The sequence below is a fragment of the Streptomyces venezuelae genome (assembly GCF_008642295.1).
GTDB classification, from domain to species: Bacteria; Actinomycetota; Actinomycetes; order Streptomycetales; family Streptomycetaceae; genus Streptomyces; species Streptomyces venezuelae_C.
Genome location: NZ_CP029190.1, coordinates 3,544,023 through 3,562,437, shown reverse-complemented (window position 1 = coordinate 3,562,437; position 18,415 = coordinate 3,544,023). Strand labels below are relative to the sequence as shown.

At 69.9% G+C, this 18,415-nt stretch carries 15 protein-coding genes and 1 tRNA gene; 11 read left to right on the top strand and 5 right to left on the bottom strand.

All coding sequences use genetic code 11. The annotated features are described in order from the left end of the window. Nucleotides 1-204 precede the first annotated feature (204 nt). From purS to DEJ50_RS15610, 5 genes are all read left to right on the top strand, one after another. Entirely contained in the window at nt 205-456 is a 252-nt protein-coding gene (purS, locus tag DEJ50_RS15630) for a phosphoribosylformylglycinamidine synthase subunit PurS (RefSeq protein WP_150208614.1), read from the top strand. Continuing rightward, on the top strand, nt 453-1,133 hold the full coding sequence (purQ, locus tag DEJ50_RS15625) for a phosphoribosylformylglycinamidine synthase subunit PurQ (RefSeq protein ID WP_150208613.1): 681 nt from the start codon (nt 453-455) through the stop codon (nt 1,131-1,133). Before purS ends, purQ begins: the two co-directional genes overlap by 4 nt. After that, the gene (gene purL / locus DEJ50_RS15620; RefSeq protein ID WP_150208612.1) at nt 1,130-3,379 is read left to right on the top strand and encodes a phosphoribosylformylglycinamidine synthase subunit PurL; all 2,250 of its coding nucleotides are present in this window, start codon (nt 1,130-1,132) and stop codon (nt 3,377-3,379) included. Before purQ ends, purL begins: the two co-directional genes overlap by 4 nt. 104 nt (nt 3,380-3,483) lie before the next feature. Beyond that, nucleotides 3,484-4,275, top strand: coding sequence for a maleylpyruvate isomerase family mycothiol-dependent enzyme (locus DEJ50_RS15615; RefSeq protein WP_150208611.1), 792 nt, complete (start codon nt 3,484-3,486; stop codon nt 4,273-4,275). Between the two features lie 82 nt (nt 4,276-4,357). Continuing rightward, nucleotides 4,358-5,158 (top strand): META domain-containing protein, encoded by an 801-nt coding sequence (locus DEJ50_RS15610; protein WP_190344515.1) that lies wholly within the window; start codon nt 4,358-4,360, stop codon nt 5,156-5,158. Between the two features lie 44 nt (nt 5,159-5,202). Here DEJ50_RS15610 and DEJ50_RS15605 read toward each other — a convergent pair whose 3' ends face one another. After that, entirely contained in the window at nt 5,203-5,796 is a 594-nt protein-coding gene (locus DEJ50_RS15605) for an HIT family protein (protein ID WP_150208609.1), read from the bottom strand. A gap of 207 nt (nt 5,797-6,003) precedes the next feature. Between DEJ50_RS15605 and purF the strand changes: the two genes are divergently transcribed. Together purF and purM are read left to right on the top strand one after the other, a co-directional pair. Beyond that, the gene (gene purF, locus DEJ50_RS15600; protein ID WP_150208608.1) at nt 6,004-7,521 is read left to right on the top strand and encodes an amidophosphoribosyltransferase; all 1,518 of its coding nucleotides are present in this window, start codon (nt 6,004-6,006) and stop codon (nt 7,519-7,521) included. Between the two features lie 51 nt (nt 7,522-7,572). Then, nucleotides 7,573-8,640 (top strand): phosphoribosylformylglycinamidine cyclo-ligase, encoded by a 1,068-nt coding sequence (purM, locus tag DEJ50_RS15595; RefSeq protein WP_150208607.1) that lies wholly within the window; start codon nt 7,573-7,575, stop codon nt 8,638-8,640. Between the two features lie 80 nt (nt 8,641-8,720). Here purM and DEJ50_RS15590 read toward each other — a convergent pair whose 3' ends face one another. Together DEJ50_RS15590 and DEJ50_RS15585 are read right to left on the bottom strand one after the other, a co-directional pair. Next, complete coding sequence (locus DEJ50_RS15590) at nt 8,721-8,987, bottom strand: DUF3073 domain-containing protein (protein ID WP_150208606.1); 267 nt, start codon at nt 8,985-8,987, stop codon at nt 8,721-8,723. 277 nt (nt 8,988-9,264) lie between these two features. Beyond that, a complete protein-coding gene (locus DEJ50_RS15585) occupies nt 9,265-10,359 on the bottom strand; it encodes a Leu/Phe/Val dehydrogenase (RefSeq protein WP_150208605.1) in 1,095 nt (364 codons plus the stop codon). 201 nt (nt 10,360-10,560) lie between these two features. On the opposite strand from DEJ50_RS15585, the gene DEJ50_RS15580 reads away from it, so the two are divergent. Both DEJ50_RS15580 and bldC read left to right on the top strand, forming a co-directional pair. Then, nucleotides 10,561-11,391 carry a hypothetical protein gene (locus DEJ50_RS15580; protein WP_150208604.1) on the top strand — a complete coding sequence of 277 codons (831 nt, stop codon included), beginning with the start codon at nt 10,561-10,563 and terminating at the stop codon, nt 11,389-11,391. Between the two features lie 585 nt (nt 11,392-11,976). Further along, the gene (gene bldC, locus DEJ50_RS15575; protein WP_003949541.1) at nt 11,977-12,183 is read left to right on the top strand and encodes a developmental transcriptional regulator BldC; all 207 of its coding nucleotides are present in this window, start codon (nt 11,977-11,979) and stop codon (nt 12,181-12,183) included. Between the two features lie 414 nt (nt 12,184-12,597). Here bldC and DEJ50_RS15570 read toward each other — a convergent pair. Both DEJ50_RS15570 and hrpA read right to left on the bottom strand, forming a co-directional pair. Then, nucleotides 12,598-12,671: transfer RNA gene (locus DEJ50_RS15570), tRNA-Asp, on the bottom strand. A 61-nt stretch (nt 12,672-12,732) separates the two neighbouring features. After that, a complete protein-coding gene (gene hrpA / locus DEJ50_RS15565; RefSeq protein WP_150208603.1) occupies nt 12,733-16,656 on the bottom strand; it encodes an ATP-dependent RNA helicase HrpA in 3,924 nt (1,307 codons plus the stop codon). Nucleotides 16,657-16,756: 100 nt separating this feature from the next. Here hrpA and DEJ50_RS15560 point away from each other — a divergent pair, with 100 nt between their 5' ends. Then, a complete protein-coding gene (locus DEJ50_RS15560) occupies nt 16,757-17,533 on the top strand; it encodes a DsbA family protein (RefSeq protein WP_223837769.1) in 777 nt (258 codons plus the stop codon). After that, entirely contained in the window at nt 17,530-18,390 is an 861-nt protein-coding gene (locus DEJ50_RS15555; RefSeq protein WP_150212157.1) for a cytochrome c biogenesis CcdA family protein, read from the top strand. The genes DEJ50_RS15560 and DEJ50_RS15555 overlap by 4 nt, the downstream gene beginning before the upstream one ends. Nucleotides 18,391-18,415 lie beyond the last annotated feature (25 nt).

Sequence of the window (18,415 nt, the reverse complement as noted above, 5' to 3'; positions counted from 1 at the left end):
CGGGGATTCCTTTGTACCGCGATTTCTCGCGTATTGCGAAGCTCAGTTAATTCTCTCCGCGTGTCCCGCCGCAATCCCGAGTCGGTGGTTTTCCGGTGGATTTTGCGATCCGTTGGTGAAGCGCCGGATATCTACCCGCGTAGAAATTTGGGGCGGGTACGCTGAGGGAACCGCCTTCGCACCAACCACCACTCGGGAGTGCCAGTGGCACGCGTCGTAGTCGACGTCATGCTCAAGCCGGAGATCCTCGACCCCCAGGGCCAGGCGGTGCAGCGTGCACTGCCGCGCCTGGGCTTCGAGGGGATCGCCGACGTCCGCCAGGGGAAGCGCTTCGAACTCGAGGTGGAGGGGCCGGTCGACCAGGCCGCCCTCGACCGCATCCACAAGATGGCCGAAACGTTCCTCGCCAACACCGTCATCGAAGACTTCGTCGTCAAGGTGGAGTCCGGGTCGTGACCACTCGCATCGGTGTCGTCACGTTCCCCGGAACCCTCGACGACCGCGACTCGCTGCGCGCCGTCCGCCTCGCGGGCGCCGAGCCCGTCTCCCTCTGGCACCGCGACAAGGACCTGCACCAGGTCGACGCCGTGGTCCTCGCGGGCGGCTTCTCCTACGGCGACTACCTGCGGGCGGGTGCCATCTCCCGCTTCTCCCCGGTGATGGAGACGATCATCGAGCAGGCGAAGGCGGGCATGCCCGTCCTCGGCATCTGCAACGGCTTCCAGGTCCTCACCGAGGCCCACCTGCTGCCCGGCGCGATGCTCCGCAACAACCACCTGCACTTCATCTGCCGCGACCAGAAGCTCCGCGTCGAGAACGCGGAGACCGCCTGGACCGGGGACTACGAGCAGGGCCAGGAGATCTCCGTCCCGCTCAAGAACATGGACGGCCGCTACGTCGCCGACGAGCGCACGCTCGACGAGCTGGAGGCCGAAGGCCGCGTGGCCTTCCGGTACCTGGACATGAACCCGAACGGTTCGCTGCGCGACATCGCCGGCATCACCAACGCCGCGGGCAACGTCGTCGGCCTCATGCCGCACCCCGAGCACGCGGTGGAACCGCTGATCGGCACCGGCCGCACCGACGGCCTGCCGTTCTTCACCTCGGTCCTGAAGAAGCTGGTAAGCGCATGACCCTCGACACCGTCAAGCACGCCACCCAGACCCCGGACGCGGCCCAGCCGTGGAAGGAACTCGGCCTCAAGGAGGACGAGTACGACCGGATCCGGGAGATCCTCGGCCGCCGCCCCACCGGCGCCGAGCTCGCCATGTACTCCGTCATGTGGTCCGAGCACTGCTCCTACAAGAGCAGCAAGGTCCACCTGCGCCAGTTCGGCGAGAAGGCCCCCGAGAACACCGCTCTCCTCGTCGGCATCGGCGAGAACGCCGGTGTGGTCGACGTCGGCCAGGGCTACGCGGTCACCTTCAAGGTCGAGTCGCACAACCACCCCTCGTACATCGAGCCCTACCAGGGCGCGGCCACCGGCGTCGGCGGCATCGTCCGCGACATCCTCGCCATGGGCGCCCGCCCGGTCGCCGTCGTCGACCCGCTCCGCTTCGGCGCGGCCGACCACCCCGACACCAAGCGCGTCCTGCCGGGCGTGGTCGCGGGCATCGGCGGCTACGGCAACTGCCTGGGCCTGCCCAACATCGGCGGCGAGGTCGTCTTCGACTCCTGCTACCAGGGCAACCCGCTGGTCAACGCCGGCTGCATCGGCGTGATGAAGCACGAGGACATCCACCTCGCCAAGGCCTCCGGCCCCGGCAACAAGGTGATCCTCTACGGCGCCCGCACCGGCGGCGACGGCATCGGCGGCGTCTCGGTCCTCGCGTCCGAGACCTTCGACGATTCGAAGCCGACCAAGCGCCCCGCCGTCCAGGTCGGCGACCCCTTCCAGGAGAAGCTCCTCATCGAGTGCACCCTGGAGATCTTCCGGGAGAAGCTGGTCGCGGGCATCCAGGACCTCGGCGGCGCCGGGCTGTCCTGCGCCACCTCCGAGCTGGCCTCCGCCGGTTCCGGCGGCATGCGGGTCGAGCTGGACACCGTCCCGCTGCGCGATGCGACGCTCTCGCCCGAGGAAATCCTCATGAGCGAGTCGCAGGAACGCATGTGCGCGATCGTCGAGCCCCAGCACGTCGACCGCTTCATGGAGATCTGCGAGAAGTGGGACGTCATCGCCACCGTCATCGGTGAGGTGACCGAGGGCGAGCGCCTGGAGATCTTCTGGCACGGCGAGCAGATCGTGGACGTGCCCCCGGGCACCGTCGCCCACGAGGGCCCGGTCTACCAGCGCCCGTACGCCCGCCCCGAGTGGCAGGACGCGCTCCAGGCGGACGACGCGGGCACGCTGCCCCGCCCGCAGACCTCCGAAGAGCTCCGCGCGCAGGTGCTGGCCCTGGTCTCCTCCCCGAACCAAGCCTCGAAGTCCTGGGTCACCGACCAGTACGACCGCTTCGTGCAGGGCAATACGGTGCTGGCCCAGCCCGAGGACGCCGGCATGGTCCGGATCGACGCGGAGACCAACCTCGGCGTGGCCATGGCCACCGACGGCAACGGCCGATTCGCCAAGCTCGACCCGTACGCGGGGGCGCAGCTGGCGCTGGCCGAGGCCTACCGGAACGTGGCCGCGACCGGCGCCAAGCCGCTCGCAATCTCCGACTGCCTGAACTTCGGTTCGCCGGAGGACCCGGGCGTCATGTGGCAGTTCGCCGAGGCCTGCCGTGGTCTCGCGGACGGCTGCCTGGAGCTGGGCACCCCGGTGACCGGCGGCAATGTCTCCCTCTACAACCAGACCGGCGAGACCGCCATCCACCCGACCCCGGTCGTGGCGGTCCTCGGTGTGATCGACGACGTCAACCGCCGTACGCCGATGGCGTTCGCGGAGGCCGGCCAGCTGCTCTACCTGCTCGGCGACACCGCCGAGGAGTTCGGTGGCTCGGCCTGGTCCCAGGTCGTCCACGACCACCTCGGCGGCCTGCCGCCGAAGGTGGACCTGGGCCGGGAGAAGCTGCTCGGCGAGATCCTGATCTCGGCCTCCCGCGACGGCATGATCGACGCCGCGCACGATCTGTCCGACGGCGGCGTGATCCAGGCGCTCACCGAGTCCTGCCTGCGCGGCGGCAACGGTGCGCGGATCGTGGTCCCGGAGGCGCTGGACGCGTTCACCTTCCTGTTCTCCGAGTCGGCGGGCCGGGCCATCGTGGCCGTCCCGCGCAGCGAGGAGCTCCGCTTCACCGACATGTGCGGTGCGCGCGGCCTGCCCGCGACCCGTATCGGTGTGGTGGACGGCGAGGAGATCGAGATCCAGGGCCAGTTCGCCCTTCCGCTCGCCGAGCTCCGCGAGGCGCACGAGGCGACGATCCCGGCCCTGCTGGCCTGATCGCCCCCGGTCGTACGAGGCCCCGTCCACGGTGTGTGGGCGGGGCCTCGGCGCTGCCGCGCCGGGTCGAGCCGGTGCTTCCGGCCGCCGGATAGGCTCGCCGCATGGCCCAGGGGAAGAAGAAGCCGCGTACGTACGACCAGGCGAAGATTCGTGCCGCGGTGACCGCGCAGTTCGGGCATGTGGCCCGGGCCGTCGGGGAGTTGACCCCCGAGCAGCTCGCGCGGCCCAGCGGGCTCGGGGAGTGGAGCGTGGCCGAGCTCGCCGCGCACGTCGCCTGGATCGCCGACTCGCTCGCCCTGGGCCTGGCCCGGCCGCCCGCCGCCGTTGCCGAGCTGACCGTCGTCGAGTGGCCCTTCGCCACCGCCTCCCTGGCCGGGAAGATCTCCGAGGCCGCCCGGGAGACCCTGACCGGCGCCCCGCTGCCCGAGCTGTACGAGCGGGCGGGTGCCCGGCTGGCCGAGGCGCTGGAGGCCCATCCCGGGAGCCGGGTACTGGACTTGTGGATCGGGGACATGACCCTGGCCGACTTCCTGGTCACCCGTACGGTCGAGCTGGTGGTGCACACCGACGACCTGAACCGGGCCGCCGGCCTGGACATCCCCCTCGAACGGCAGGCCCTGGCCGCCTGCACCCGGCTGCTCGCCGACGCCCTCGCGTTCAAGGCCCCCGGCGGTTCCGTCGAGGTACGGGTGCCGCCCTTCGCGGTGGTCCAGTGCATCGAGGGCCCCCGTCACACCCGGGGCACCCCGCCCAATGTGGTGGAGACCGACCCGCTGACCTGGATCCGGCTCGCCACCGGGCGTACGGGGTGGGCGGAGGCGCTGGAGGACGCCCGGATCAGTGCCAGCGGGGAGCGGGCGGACCTGTCGGCGCTGCTGCCGGTGATGAGCTGACCCCGGAGGGACCCGGGAGGGACCCGGGAGTGATCGGGGAATGCGGGCGGAACCGGTTGCGGGGCGGGCGCGTCAGAGCGGCATGAGGACTTCACGCCGTGTACCGCTCGCCCTGTCCCTGGCCGCCGTACTCGCCCTCACCGCCTGCGGCGGTACCCAGGCGGCCGGATCGGTCGCCGATGTGAAACTGACCGGCACCAGCTGGTCGGTGCAGAGCCTGACGGCCGGGGGCAAGACCCTGACCGGACCACCGCAGGCCGCGGTGGCCTTCGAGGAGAACGGCACCAAGGCCACCGGCAACTACGGCTGCAACACCTTCGGTGCCGACCTGGTGATCGACGGTACGGCCGTGACCGTCACCCCGGGCGCCACCACGGCCATGGCCTGTGACGCCATGGACTTCGAGAACGCCTTCGCCCGGCTGTTCAAGGGCCGGCTGGAGATCGGCCGGCAGGACGGCCGGCTCACCCTGACCGCGCCCGGCGGCGACCGGATCGAGCTGGCCGATGCGCCCACGGCGGCACCGGCCGCCCTCACCGGCAGCCGGTGGGTCGTGGACTCGCTGGTCCGCGGCGAGACGGTGTCCTCCGTCCCCGCGGGCGCGGAGGGCCGGGCCGAGTTCACCATCGCCGCCGACGGCAGTGCCAGTGGCAGCCTCGGCTGCAACCGGTTCACCGGAAAGGCCGTGATCGACGGTCCGCGGGTCACCTTCGGGCCGCTCGCCGCCACCCGGATGGCCTGCACCGGACCGGCCGGCGAGGTCGAGAAGGCCCTGTCGGCGCTGTTCGCCTCCGGACCCCTGCACTACACGGTCAAGGACCGCACCCTGACCCTCACCGGGGCGGATGGTGCGGGTATTCGGGCGAGCATCCAGGAGAAGTGACCGGCTGACCGGCAGGTCCGTCTCAGACGCGGCTCAGACGCGGCTCAGACGCGGGCGGTGCCGCCGTCCTTCGCCATCGCCTGCGCGATGATCCGCCGGTTCTCCGCCAGCATCTCCTCGGGCAGCGGCGGCAGCGCCTCGTCCCACGCGGGCAGGAAGCTGCCGCGCAGCTGGAGCATGCCCTCCGGCCGGGCGAAGAAGAAGACGTGCAGATGGGCGGCGCCGTCCCCCCACCGGTTCACATGCGACCGGGCGATCCCGCCCGGGGACAGCACCGCCCGCTCGACGCGCTGGAGCATCGGACCCAGCTCGGCGGCCCGCTCGGGCGGCAGGTCCGACAGGTCGTGGTGGCCGCGGGGCACCAGTTTGAGGATGGCCGGAAGGCCTCCGTGCTCGTCCACGAGCCGCCAGTGCTCGTCCGTCCACAGGCAGTCGCCGTCGGCCAGGGAGCAGAACACGCAGTCCTGCGGGCCCTGCTCCCCGTTCCGGTCGGGCTCGGGCAGGGTCGGCTGTTCCAGCGCCCGCACCCGGATGTCCCCCTCGTACGGAAAGACGTCCCACCCCGACACGCCGTCGACGGGCAGAGAAAGCGGCTCGCCGATCGGCAACCGGCGTACGTACGCACTGGGTTCGGTCATGTGTTGATCACGACAAAGCTTGATCGGCTTCGGTAGGGATCCCGCAGGGGAGTGACCGAGCGGTCCCGCAATGTGAATGCGACAGTCGCTGTCGACAAATGAGCAGCTCGATACCGAGACGACGCGGAATGGTCACCCTCCGTGCTGTGAGATTTCCCGGGCCATCCCCAATTCGGACCAGTGGACGACGTCGCCTAGACTCAAGGTGTGCCTCGTGGTGATGGACGACTCAACCACGACCTGCTCCCCGGTGAGAAGGGCCCCCAGGACGCTTGCGGCGTCTTCGGTGTCTGGGCTCCGGGTGAAGAGGTCGCCAAGCTCACCTACTTCGGACTGTATGCACTGCAGCACCGCGGACAAGAGTCCGCGGGAATCGCTGTGAGCAACGGTTCCCAGATCCTCGTCTTCAAGGACATGGGCCTCGTTTCCCAGGTCTTCGACGAAACCTCCCTCGGATCCCTCCAAGGTCATATCGCGGTCGGTCACGCCCGCTACTCGACCACCGGAGCCTCCGTCTGGGAGAACGCTCAACCCACTTTCCGCGCGACCGCCCACGGCTCGATCGCCCTGGGCCACAACGGCAACCTGGTGAACACCGCCGAGCTTGCCGAGATGGTCGCCGACCTCCCCCGGCAGGACGGCCGCGCCACCCAGGTGGCGGCCACCAACGACACCGACCTGGTCACGGCCCTGCTGGCCGGGCAGGTCGACGCCGACGGGAAGCCGCTGACCATCGAGGAGTCCGCCCGCGTGGTGCTCCCGCAGGTCAAGGGAGCCTTCTCGCTCGTCTTCATGGACGAGGGGACCCTCTACACCGCCCGTGACCCGCAGGGCATCCGCCCGCTGGTCCTCGGCCGGCTGGAGCGCGGCTGGGTGGTGGCCAGTGAGACCGCCGCCCTCGACATCTGCGGCGCCAGCTTCGTCCGCGAGGTCGAACCCGGCGAACTCATCGCGATCGACGAGAACGGTCTGCGCACCTCCCGGTTCGCGGACGCGAAGCCCAAGGGCTGTGTCTTCGAGTACGTCTACCTGGCGCGCCCGGACACCGACATCGCCGGCCGCAACGTCTACCTCTCGCGTGTCGAGATGGGCCGCAGGCTGGCCAAGGAAGCCCCGGTCGAGGCCGACCTGGTGATACCGACTCCCGAGTCGGGCACCCCGGCCGCCGTCGGATACGCCGAGGCCAGCGGGATTCCGTACGGTTCCGGCCTGGTGAAGAACGCCTATGTCGGGCGGACCTTCATCCAGCCGTCCCAGACGATCCGGCAGCTCGGCATCCGGCTGAAGCTCAACCCCCTGAAGGAGGTCATCCGGGGCAAGCGCCTGGTGGTCGTCGACGACTCGATCGTCCGCGGCAACACCCAGCGCGCGCTGGTCCGGATGCTCCGCGAGGCCGGAGCGGCCGAGGTCCACATCCGGATCTCCTCCCCGCCGGTCAAGTGGCCCTGCTTCTTCGGCATCGACTTCGCCACCCGCGCCGAGCTCATCGCCAACGGCATGTCGGTCGAGGAGATCGGCACGTCGCTGGGCGCGGACTCGCTGGCGTACATCTCCCTCGATTCCATGATCGAGGCGACGACCATCCAGAAGCCGAACCTCTGCCGTGCCTGCTTCGACGGCGAGTACCCGATGGAGCTGCCCGACCCGGAGCTCCTCGGCAAGCAGCTGCTGGAGAACGAGCTGGCCGGCGGCACCGACGCCGCCGATGCGCTCCGTCGTCCGTAACCTCCCCCGGGTAACACCCTGCAGTACACGACACGAAAGTTCTCTCCTCCCATGTCAGAGACCACTGGTGCCAGCTACGCAGCTGCAGGCGTCGACATCGAAGCGGGTGACCGCGCCGTCGAGCTGATGAAGCAGTGGGTGAAGAAGACCCAGCGCCCCGAGGTCCTCGGCGGCCTCGGCGGTTTCGCCGGGCTCTTCGACGCCTCCGCTCTGAAGCGGTACGAGCGCCCGCTGCTCGCGTCGGCCACCGACGGCGTCGGGACCAAGGTCGACATCGCCCGCCAGATGGGCGTGTACGACACCATCGGCCACGACCTGGTGGCGATGGTCATGGACGACATCGTCGTCTGCGGTGCCGAGCCGCTCTTCATGACCGACTACATCTGCGTCGGCAAGGTCCACCCGGACCGGGTCGCGCAGATCGTCAAGGGCATCGCCGAGGGCTGTGTCCTGGCCGGTACCGCCCTGGTGGGCGGCGAGACCGCCGAGCACCCGGGCCTGCTCGGCCCGGACGAGTTCGACGTGGCCGGTGCCGGCACCGGTGTGGTCGAGTACGACCGGCTGCTCGGCGCCGATCGCATCCGTACGGGTGACGCCGTCATCGCCATGGCGTCCTCCGGCCTTCACTCGAACGGGTACTCGCTGGTCCGGCACGTGCTCTTCGACCGGGCCGGGCTGTCCCTGGACCGGGAGGTTCCGGAGTTCGGCCGGACCCTCGGCGAGGAGCTGCTGGAGCCCACCAAGATCTACTCGCTGGACTGCATGGCCCTCACCCGCACCACCGAGGTCCACGCGTTCTCACACGTCACCGGCGGCGGTCTGGCGGCCAACCTGGCCCGGGTCATCCCGGACCACCTGCATGCCTCGGTCGACCGTTCGACCTGGGCGCCGGGTGCGGTGTTCGATCTTGTCGGCAAGGCCGGCCGGGTGGCGCAGCCGGAGCTGGAGAAGACCCTGAACATGGGCGTCGGCATGATCGCCGTGGTCCCGCAGGAGTCGGTGGAGGTGGCGCTGACCACCCTGGCCGACCGCGGGGTCGACGCCTGGGTCGCCGGCGAGATCCTCGACCGGGGAGAGCACGCCGAGGGCGCGGCCCTCACCGGCTCCTACGCGAGCTGAGCAGCACGAAACCCGGTCCGGGGCCGCTGGCCCTGGACCGGGTTGTGTGATCTGCGCGTTTGTACGAAGCGATGAACGCGTCAAGCGCCGCGACGGTGCGACGCGGGACCGGACTCTTCGTCCTCGTCCTCGTCGTCGTCGTTGTACATATCCGCGTAGCGGGCGTACGGGTCGTCCTCGTCCTCGTCGTCCTCGAACGGCTCACCATTCGGCGGCTGGTTCTGGATCGGTTGCGAGTTCGATGCGCCCAGCTCGCTGGCCAGACGTGTCAGATCGGTCCCGCCGCTGCTGTACTTCAGCTGGCGGGCGACCTTCGTCTGCTTGGCCTTTGCCCGGCCGCGCCCCATGGCTCGACCCCCTCGGTGACGGGGCTCGACGGCCCCAGAGTCTTGACACGCGTTCATGGTTCGGAGCGGGCTCTCCTTGGAGAGACCGTCCGTAGGGCTTTAACGGTACCTGCTTCCGCGGCCATACGGTACGCCGCCCGCATGACGCGCCCCGGCGCAGTGACCGCGAGTCGCCCCGTACTCGCTGGTCAGCTGCGATTTTAACCCTTTCTTGGCGGCCGACCCGCCGAAGCACAGTGAGTCTTGTCTCGCCGTGCCCCGGCGGGTGTCATTCCGCTTACGCGGTACGGGTGGCGCGGGCGTCCGCCATCCGCTGTTCGGCGATCCGGTCGGCAGCCGCGGCCGGCGGGATGCCATCCGCCTTGGCACGTGCAAATATCGCCAGGGTGGTGTCGAAGATCTTCGAGGCCTTGGCCTTGCACCGGTCGAAGTCGAAGCCGTGCAGCTCGTCGGCGACCTGGATCACCCCGCCCGCGTTGACCACGTAGTCCGGGGCGTAGAGGATCCCGCGGTCCGCGAGGTCCTTCTCCACGCCCGGGTGGGCGAGCTGGTTGTTCGCGGCCCCGCAGACCACCTTGGCGGTCAGCACCGGCACGGAGTCGTCGTTCAGGGCGCCGCCCAGGGCGCAGGGGGCGTAGATGTCCAGGCCCTCGACGCGGATCAGGGCCTCGGTGTCGGCCACCGCGGTGACCTTGCCCGGGTGCTTGTCGAGGATGCGCTGCACGGACTCCTCGCGGACGTCCGTGATCACGACCTCCGCGCCGTCCTCCAGCAGGTGCTCGACCAGGTAGTGGCCGACCTTGCCGACGCCCACCACGCCGACCTTGCGGCCTCGCAGGGTCGGGTCGCCCCACAGGTGCTGGGCGCTGGCCCGCATGCCCTGGAAGACCCCGTACGCGGTCAGCACCGAGGAGTCGCCGGCGCCGCCGTTCTCGGGGGACCGGCCGGTCGCCCAGCGGGTCTCGCGCGCCACCACGTCCATGTCGGCCACATAGGTGCCGACGTCGCAGGCGGTCACGTACCGGCCGCCGAGGGACTCCACGAACCGGCCGTAGGCCAGCAGCAGTTCCTCGCTCTTCAGAACGTCCGGGTCGCCGATGATCACGGCTTTGCCGCCGCCGTGGTCCAGCCCGGCGAGGGCGTTCTTGTACGACATGCCGCGGGCGAGGTTCAGCGCGTCCAGGACGGCCTCCTCGTCGGAGGCGTACGCGTGGAAGCGCGTGCCGCCGAGGGCGGGGCCCAGGGCGGTGGAGTGAATGGCGATGACGGCCTTGAGGCCACTGGCTCGGTCCTGGCACAGCACGACTTGCTCATGGCCGCCCTGCTCCGTGCGGAACAGGGTGTGCAGGACGCCGTCGGTCATTTCGGTCACGGTGGTGACTCCCATGGAAGAGATGCGGCGGGACCCTCCTGAGGGTGGGGAGGGCGTGTAGGAGCAGCGTAAGACCTGCACGGTCGGCCGCGGTGCCGAGTGGCCCGGATCACCCTCCGGCGGAGTAGGCGCGGGAGGTTCGGACTACCTCCGGGCGGGGCGGGGGAGGACCTGGGAGTGAGCGAATCCCCCGATCGGCCGATGCCCTCGGCACGCGCGGTGCCGGCCGTCCCGTACGCCTCCTACCTGCGGGTCTACGAGCCTCTGGCGGCCTTTGCGGAGCCGGAGCGCACCCACTGGGCGGACTACGTCCGGCGCGGGGTGCGGCCCACCGCCCAGGACGAACTGCGGCGGTCGCTGGCGGACTTGGCTGCGGTGGTCCCGGTGGGGGTGCCGGTGCACGAGAGCGCGGACGCCTTCACGGCGAAGCTGGACGGGGTGGTGCTGGTCTGCCCGTGGCGGACCCGGCTGCGCGGCTGGCTGGCGCTCCAGGAGCTGGTGGCCGAGTTCCCGCGGCCGGTGCTGGACGCGGCGCTGCCGCCGGGGGTGCGGCGGCGGGCGGAGGAGGAGTACGGGCGGTGGCGGGAGCGGAACCCGGAGGCCCGGCCGTGGATCCGTACGGGGGTGTGGCAGGTGCCGCTGCGCTGGTTCGTGCTGGTGGCCGACGAGGAGCGGGACTACCTGCCGGGGGAGCGGCTGCGCTACCGGACCCCGATGGTGCAGGCCCGGCGGCGGCTGGCCCGGGGGCTGCGCACGCTGCGGGAGGCGGAGGGCTACGGGCCGCTGGCGGAGGGCCTGGTGGAGGTGGGGAGCTGGCTGGAGGAGTTCCATCCGCGGTCCATGGTGGAGCTGGACTACGGCGGGCTGGTGCACGCCCTGCCGGCGGACCGGCTGGCGGCCGACCGGTCGGCACGCGATCTGGCGGCCGGCCTGGCGGCGCTGCGGGCGGGGGACGGCGCCGGGGCCCAGGAGGTCTACGGGGGGCTGGCGGACCGCTGGCGGACGGTCCGGGAGAGACTCTTCGCCAACTAGCGCTGCGGCCGGCGGCGCCCGGGGCGGGCCCGGGGCGGGTCCGGTCCGACCGGACACACACCGGGGGTGGCGCCGGTATCGGCCGAACGGCCACAATCAGGGATCATGTTCCTGAACCCAGGCATTCGGGTCTTAGTGCCAGGACCTACGTCCTGATACGGGCCATTGGCTCAAGCGTGACGGACCGCACTAACCACACCCTTGCGCCGTTCCCCTACCCTCGTGCCAAAATAGGACAAGGAGTCCGGGGAGGGTTCCTTCCGTCCAAGTAAGGGCGGAATGCTCGGCATTGCACTCTATGGGGGGTCTCGTGACTCCTGATCGCTCTGTGACTGATCGTCACAGTGGGGTGACTGTCCGTTATGGGTCAGTCCATCGGCTTCCGCCGCTGATGAACACCTCGGAGGGCAATTCCATCGGTTTGGCCGACGAGGCTGGACAGATGGTGTAGTTGTAGTGCCGAGGACAAGCCGTTCGTCCTATAACCGACTCGGCCCGCGTCTGTCCATTTCGGGCAACGCGGGCCAAGGTGCAGAATTTAGAGGAAAGAACCGAGATGGTTCGGTTCTCCCGAGGAGGCCGCTCATGACCGCTCGCACCCCTGATGCCGAGCCGCTGCTGACCCCGGCTGAGGTTGCCACGATGTTCCGCGTGGACCCGAAGACGGTGACCCGCTGGGCCAAGGCTGGCAAGCTCACGTCCATCCGCACGCTGGGTGGACACCGCCGCTACCGCGAGGCCGAGGTTCGCGCTCTGCTCGCGGGAATTCCGCAGCAGCGCAGCGAGGCCTGAGGTCCCGCAGCAACAGCAGCACCGCACCACCCCGCTTTACCGGGCATGAACCGGATCCCCCAATCCGATGAAACCCACCTGGCTTCACACGACTGAGCCTGCCCCAACAGGTTCACCCGAGTCGTTCGATCGCGCTGGACTCCGCCGGGTCCAGCGCGATCTTTTTATGCCCGGCGGGACACGGTGCCATTGCACATATTAAATCGAGGTTGCGTAGGGGTGCGATAAAAGTGGGAGTCTCAAAAACTCATGTGGTGACCCCTGTCACACCCGATCACTCTTGTACGCACGGCAAAGCACCCGTACGGGGATGGGGCAGGCGGGAGGTTTCATGCGGACGGGGGATTTTCCCCGGACCCCGGGAAACGCATCAGGGCCCGTATCCCCTGGGGGATACGGGCCCTGATGTTGTTGCGATCCTGACGGGACTTGAACCCGCGACCTCCACCTTGACAGGGTGGCGAGCTAACCAACTGCTCCACAGGACCTTGGTTGCGAGTCAGACTGTACAGCAGGTCAGGGGGTGCGGTCGAACCCGATCAACGCCCGTCAGGGAGCCGCCGCATCCACCGCCTTCACGATCCGCTTGTCCGAGATCGGATAGGCCGTGCCGAGCGCGTGCGCGAAGTAGCTCACCCGCAGTTCCTCGATCATCCAGCGGATCTCGGTGACCTCGCGCGGCACCGGCCGCCCCTTCGGGAGCTGTTCCAGCAGCCAGGCGTACTCGTCCTGCATCTCGTGGACCTTCTCCATGCGCGTGGTGTCGCGCTGGACCGCCGTCGGCATCTGCTGCAACCGCCGGTCCACCGCCACCAGATAGCGCATCAGGTCCGGCAGCCGCTTCATCCCCGTCAGGGTCACGAAACCGGCCGGCATGAGGGCCGCCAGCTGCGTCCTGACGTCCTGGAGGTTGTTCATCAGCGCCAGGCTCTGGGTGGCCTTCAGACGCCGCTCACAGGCCTGCCAGGCGGCCAGGATCTGCTGCACCTGGTCCACCGCGCGCACCGTGGTGTCCACCAGGTCCGCCCGGACGGCCTCGTAGAGCTTCCGGAAGCCCGCCTCGTCCCAGGCCGGCCCGCCGTGCTCGGCGATCAGCCGGTCGGCCGCGGCGGTGGCGCAGTCGTCGAACAGCGCCTGGATGGAGCCGTGCGGGTTGCGGGACAGGGCCAGCTTCTGCTGGTTGCCGAGCTTCTCGGAGGCGAACTTCGCCGGGTTCACCGGGATGTTCAGCAGGATCAGCCGCCGGGTGGCCGGCCACATGGCCTGGGCCTGCTCGGCCTCGGTGTCGAAGAGCCGTACGGAGACGCTGGTCCCTTCGTCCACCAGCGCCGGGTACGCCTTCACCGGCTGGCCCGCCCGGCGGGTCTCGAAGACCTTGCTGAGGGTGCCGATGGTCCAGTCGGTCAGCCCGGTGCGCTCGACGGACTCGCCGCCCGAACGCTCGGCGGTGGCCGCAGCCGCCTTGGAGAGGGCCTGCCGGGCCTTGGGCTTGAGCCGCAGCCGCAGCGCTTCCAGGTCCTTGTCCTCGGCGAGCTTCTTGCGCCGCTCGTCGACGATCCGGAACGTGATCTTCAGGTGGTCGGGGAGCCGGCCGAGATCGAAGTCACCGGCCGAGACCGGCACCCCGACCATCCGCTGGAGCTCCCGCGCCAGGGTCACCGTCAGCGGCTCCTGCAGGGGTACCGCGGTGTCCAGGAAACGCCCGGCGAAATTGGGCGCGGGCACGTAGTGCCGGCGGATCGGCTTCGGCAGCGACCGGATCAGCTCGGTGACCACCTCTTCCCGCAGTCCCGGGATCTGCCAGTCGAAGCCCTCGTCGGTGACCTGGTTCAGCACCTGGAGCGGAATGTGGACGGTGACGCCGTCCGCGTCCGCCCCCGGTTCGAACTGGTAGGTCACCCGGAACTTCAGACCGCCCTGCCGCCAGGAATCCGGATAGTCGTCCTTGGTGACCCCGGCGGCCTTTTCGGTGAGCAGCATCTCCCGTTCGAAATCGAGGAGTTCGGGCTCCTCCCGGCGCTTGTGCTTCCACCAGGAGTCGAAGTGCGCACCGGAGACCACATGCTCCGGGATCCGCTGGTCGTAGAAGTCGAACAGGGTCTCGTCGTCGACCAGGATGTCCCGGCGGCGGGCCCGGTGCTCCAGCTCCTCGACCTCGGTGAGCAGCTTGCGGTTGTCCGCGTAGAACTTGTGGTGGGTCCGCCAGTCGCCCTCGACCAGGGCGTTGCGGATGAACAGCTCGCGGGAGACCTCGGGGTCGATCCGGCCGTAGTTGATCTTCCGCTGGGCCACGATCGGCACGCCGTACAGGGTGACCTTCTCGTAGGCCATGACGGCCGCCTGGTCCTTCTCCCAGTGCGGCTCGCTGTAGGTGCGCTTGATCAGGTGCTGGGCGAGCGGCTCCACCCACTCCGGCTCGACCTTGGCGTTGACCCGGGCCCACAGCCGCGAGGTCTCCACCAGCTCCGCCGACATCACGAACTTCGGCTGCTTCTTGAACAGCGCCGAGCCCGGGAAGACCGCGAACTTGGCCGACCGGGCGCCGAGGTACTCGTTCTTGTCGGTGTCCTTGAGGCCGATGTGCGAGAGCAGGCCGGCCAGCAGCGAGACATGGATGTGCTGCTCGGGGGCGTCCGCCTCGGACAGGTGGATGCCGAGGGTCTTGGCGACCGTACGCAGCTGCGAGTAGATGTCCTGCCATTCGCGGATGCGCAGGAAGTTCAGGTACTCCTGCTTGCACATCCGGCGGAAGGACGACGAGCCGCGCTCCTTCTGCTGCTCGCGCACATACCGCCACAGGTTCAGATACGCGAGGAAGTCGGAGGTCTCGTCCTTGAACCGGGCATGGTACTGGTCGGCCTGGGTCTGCTTGTCCGAGGGCCGCTCGCGCGGGTCCTGGATGGACAGGGCGGCGGCGATGACCATGACCTCGCGGACACAGTTGTTCTTGTCGGCCTCGACCACCATGCGGGCGAGGCGCGGGTCCACCGGCAGCTGCGAGAGCTTGCGCCCCATCGGGGTCAGCCGGTTCCTGGCGTCCTTCACCGTCGGGTCCAGGGCCCCGAGCTCCTGGAGCAGCTGGACGCCGTCGCGGATGTTGCGGTGGTCCGGCGGGTCGATGAAGGGGAACTTCTCGATCTCGCCGAGGCCGGCAGCGGTCATCTGGAGGATGACGGAGGCCAGGTTCGTACGGAGGATCTCGGCGTCGGTGAACTCGGGACGGGCGTTGAAGTCGTCCTCGGAGTACAGCCGGATGCAGATGCCGTCGGAGGTACGGCCGCAGCGGCCCTTGCGCTGGTTGGCGCTGGCCTGGCTGATCCGCTCGATGGGCAGCCGCTGCACCTTGGTGCGGTGGCTGTAGCGCGAGATCCGGGCGGTGCCGGGGTCGATCACGTACTTGATACCCGGGACGGTCAGGGAGGTCTCGGCGACATTGGTTGCGAGCACGATCCGGCGCCCGGTGTGGGGCTGGAAGACCCGGTGCTGCTCGGCATGCGAGAGCCGGGCGTACAGCGGGAGCACCTCGGTGAACCGGTACTTCTGCTTGTTGAGGGCGTCCGCGGTGTCGCGGATCTCCCGCTCGCCGGAGAGGAAGACCAGGATGTCGCCCGGCCCCTCCTTCTGGAGCTCGTCGACGGCATCGCAGATGGCGGTGATCTGGTCCCGGTCGGCGTCCTCGGAATCCTCTTCCAGGAGCGGCCGGTAGCGGACCTCCACCGGATAGGTGCGCCCGCTGACCTCGACGATCGGGGCGTCACCGAAGTGGCGGGAGAAACGCTCGGGGTCGATGGTCGCCGAGGTGATGACGACCTTGAGGTCGGGGCGCTTCGGCAGCAGCTGGGCCAGGTAGCCGAGCAGGAAGTCGATGTTGAGGCTGCGCTCGTGGGCCTCGTCGATGATGATCGTGTCGTAGGCGCGCAGCTCGCGGTCCGTCTGGATCTCGGCGAGCAGGATGCCGTCGGTCATCAGCTTCACGAAGGTGGCGTCCGGGTCCACCTGGTCGGTGAAGCGGACCTTCCAGCCGACCGTCTGCCCGATCTCGGACTTCAGCTCCTCGGCGATCCGCTCGGCCACCGTGCGGGCGGCGATCCGGCGGGGCTGGGTGTGTCCGATCATGCCCCGGACACCGCGGCCCAGCTCCATGCAGATCTTGGGGATCTGGGTGGTCTTGCCGGAGCCGGTCTCGCCCGCGACGATCACGACCTGGTGGTCGCGTATCGCCTCGGCGATCTCGTCCTTCTTCTGGCTGACCGGCAGGGCTTCCGGGTAGGTGACCCCGGGCATCCGGGCGGCACGCCGGGTCAGCCGCTCGGCGGCCTTCGCGGCCTCGGCGGCGATCTCGTCGAGCACGGCCTGTCGGGCCTCGGGCTTGCGGATGCGGCGAGCGCCTTCGAGGCGACGGCCGAGGCGGTGAGCGTCGCGGAGCGAGATCTCACCGAGCAGCGTCTGCAGGGCGGCGAAGGAAATAGACATACCTGATCGAGGATCTCACCCACAGGCTGCGGGTGGCGAACGCATTAGTCGGTCGTCCCCGTACGATTCCCGGACGAGACCACCCGAAACGACCCGCCGTATGAGTGAGAGGCCCGTCATGCCCCGCCCCCGGACGTCCGCGTCCAAGAAGCCGCTGCTGATCTCCGCCGGGGTCGCGCTCGCCGCCGTCACCCTCGGGCTGCTGTCCTGGCAGGCCTCCGCGCCATCGGAGGAGGACGGGGCGGTCCACCAGGGTGCCTCGGCGCCCAGCTCCCAGGCGTCGGGCGCCGCCGGGGCTGCCGAGTCCGAGGCGGATGCCGCACTGGCCCAGCTGCGCGGGCTCGCCCGGCGGGAGGCCGGCGACAAGCAGGCGGTGGGCCGGCCCGACGCGCCCGTGGTGCTGATCGAGTACGCCGACTACAAGTGCGGCTACTGCGGGAAGTTCGCCCGCGACACCGAGCCCGGGCTGGTGGAGAAGTACGTCGCCGACGGCACCCTCCGGATCGAGTGGCGGAACTTCCCGATCTTCGGGTCGGAGTCCGAGGCCGCCGCGCGGGCCGCCTGGGCCGCCGGGCAGCAGGACCGGTTCCGGCAGTTCCACAGTGCCGCCTACGCCGAGGGCGCGAAGGCGAAGGGCTTCGGCCCGGACCGGCTGCGGGAGCTGGCGAAGGAGGCCGGGGTCCCGGACCTGGACCGGTTCGAGAAGGACATGGACGGGCAGGCCGCGAAGGCCGCGGTGGCCAGGGACCAGGAGGAGGGCTACCGGATCGGGGTCAGCTCCACGCCGTCCTTCCTGGTCAACGGCCGGCCGATCGCCGGAGCCATGCCGACGGCCGAGTTCGAGGCCGCCATCGAGAAGGCCAAGGCGGCCGGATAGTGGAGATCGGATACCTGGCCGCGCTGCTGGGCGGCCTGCTCGCGCTGCTCAGCCCCTGCAGCGCCCTGCTGCTGCCGGCCTTCTTCGCGTACTCGATCGACTCCGCCTCGCGGCTGCTCGCCCGCACCGGGATCTTCTACGCCGGACTGGCGAGCACCCTGGTGCCGCTGGGCGCGGCCTCCTCGACCGCCGGGCGGTTCTTCCACGGCCACCGGGACCAGCTGGTCCTGGCCGGCGGCTGGCTGATCATCGGGCTGGGGCTGGCGCAGCTGCTGGGGCTGGGTTTCGCCTCCCGGCGGCTGGCGGAGCTCTCCGGCCGGATCCGCCCCACCACCGCGCTCTCGGTGTACGCGCTGGGTGCCGTCTACGGACTGGCCGGGTTCTGCGCGGGCCCGATCCTGGGCAGCGTGCTGACGGTGGCGGCCGTGTCCGGGTCCCCGGTCTATGGCGGGGCGCTGCTGGCCGTGTACGCGCTCGGGATGGCCGTACCGCTGTTCCTGCTGGCCCTGCTGTGGGAGCGGTTCGAGCTGGGCCGGCGCCGCTGGCTGCGCGGCCGGGCCTTCTCGTGGGGGCGGCTGGAGCTGCACACCACCTCGCTGCTCTCCGGCCTGTTCTTCATCGCGCTGGGCGGGCTGTTCCTGGCGTACGACGGGGCGACCGGCCTGCCGGGGCTGCTGGACGTGGACGACTCGTTCGCGGTGGAACAGTGGGTGCGGTCCGTGACGGCCGGGGTGCCGGACTGGGCGCTGCTCGGGCTGGTCGCGGTGGGGGCGGCGGCGGCCGGGCTGCTGCAGTGGCGCCGCCGGGCCCGGGCCGAGGCCGAAGCCGAGGCCTCGGCCGAAGCCGAGGGAGCGTAGCGGGTATGCGAAAGGCCCCGTCCGG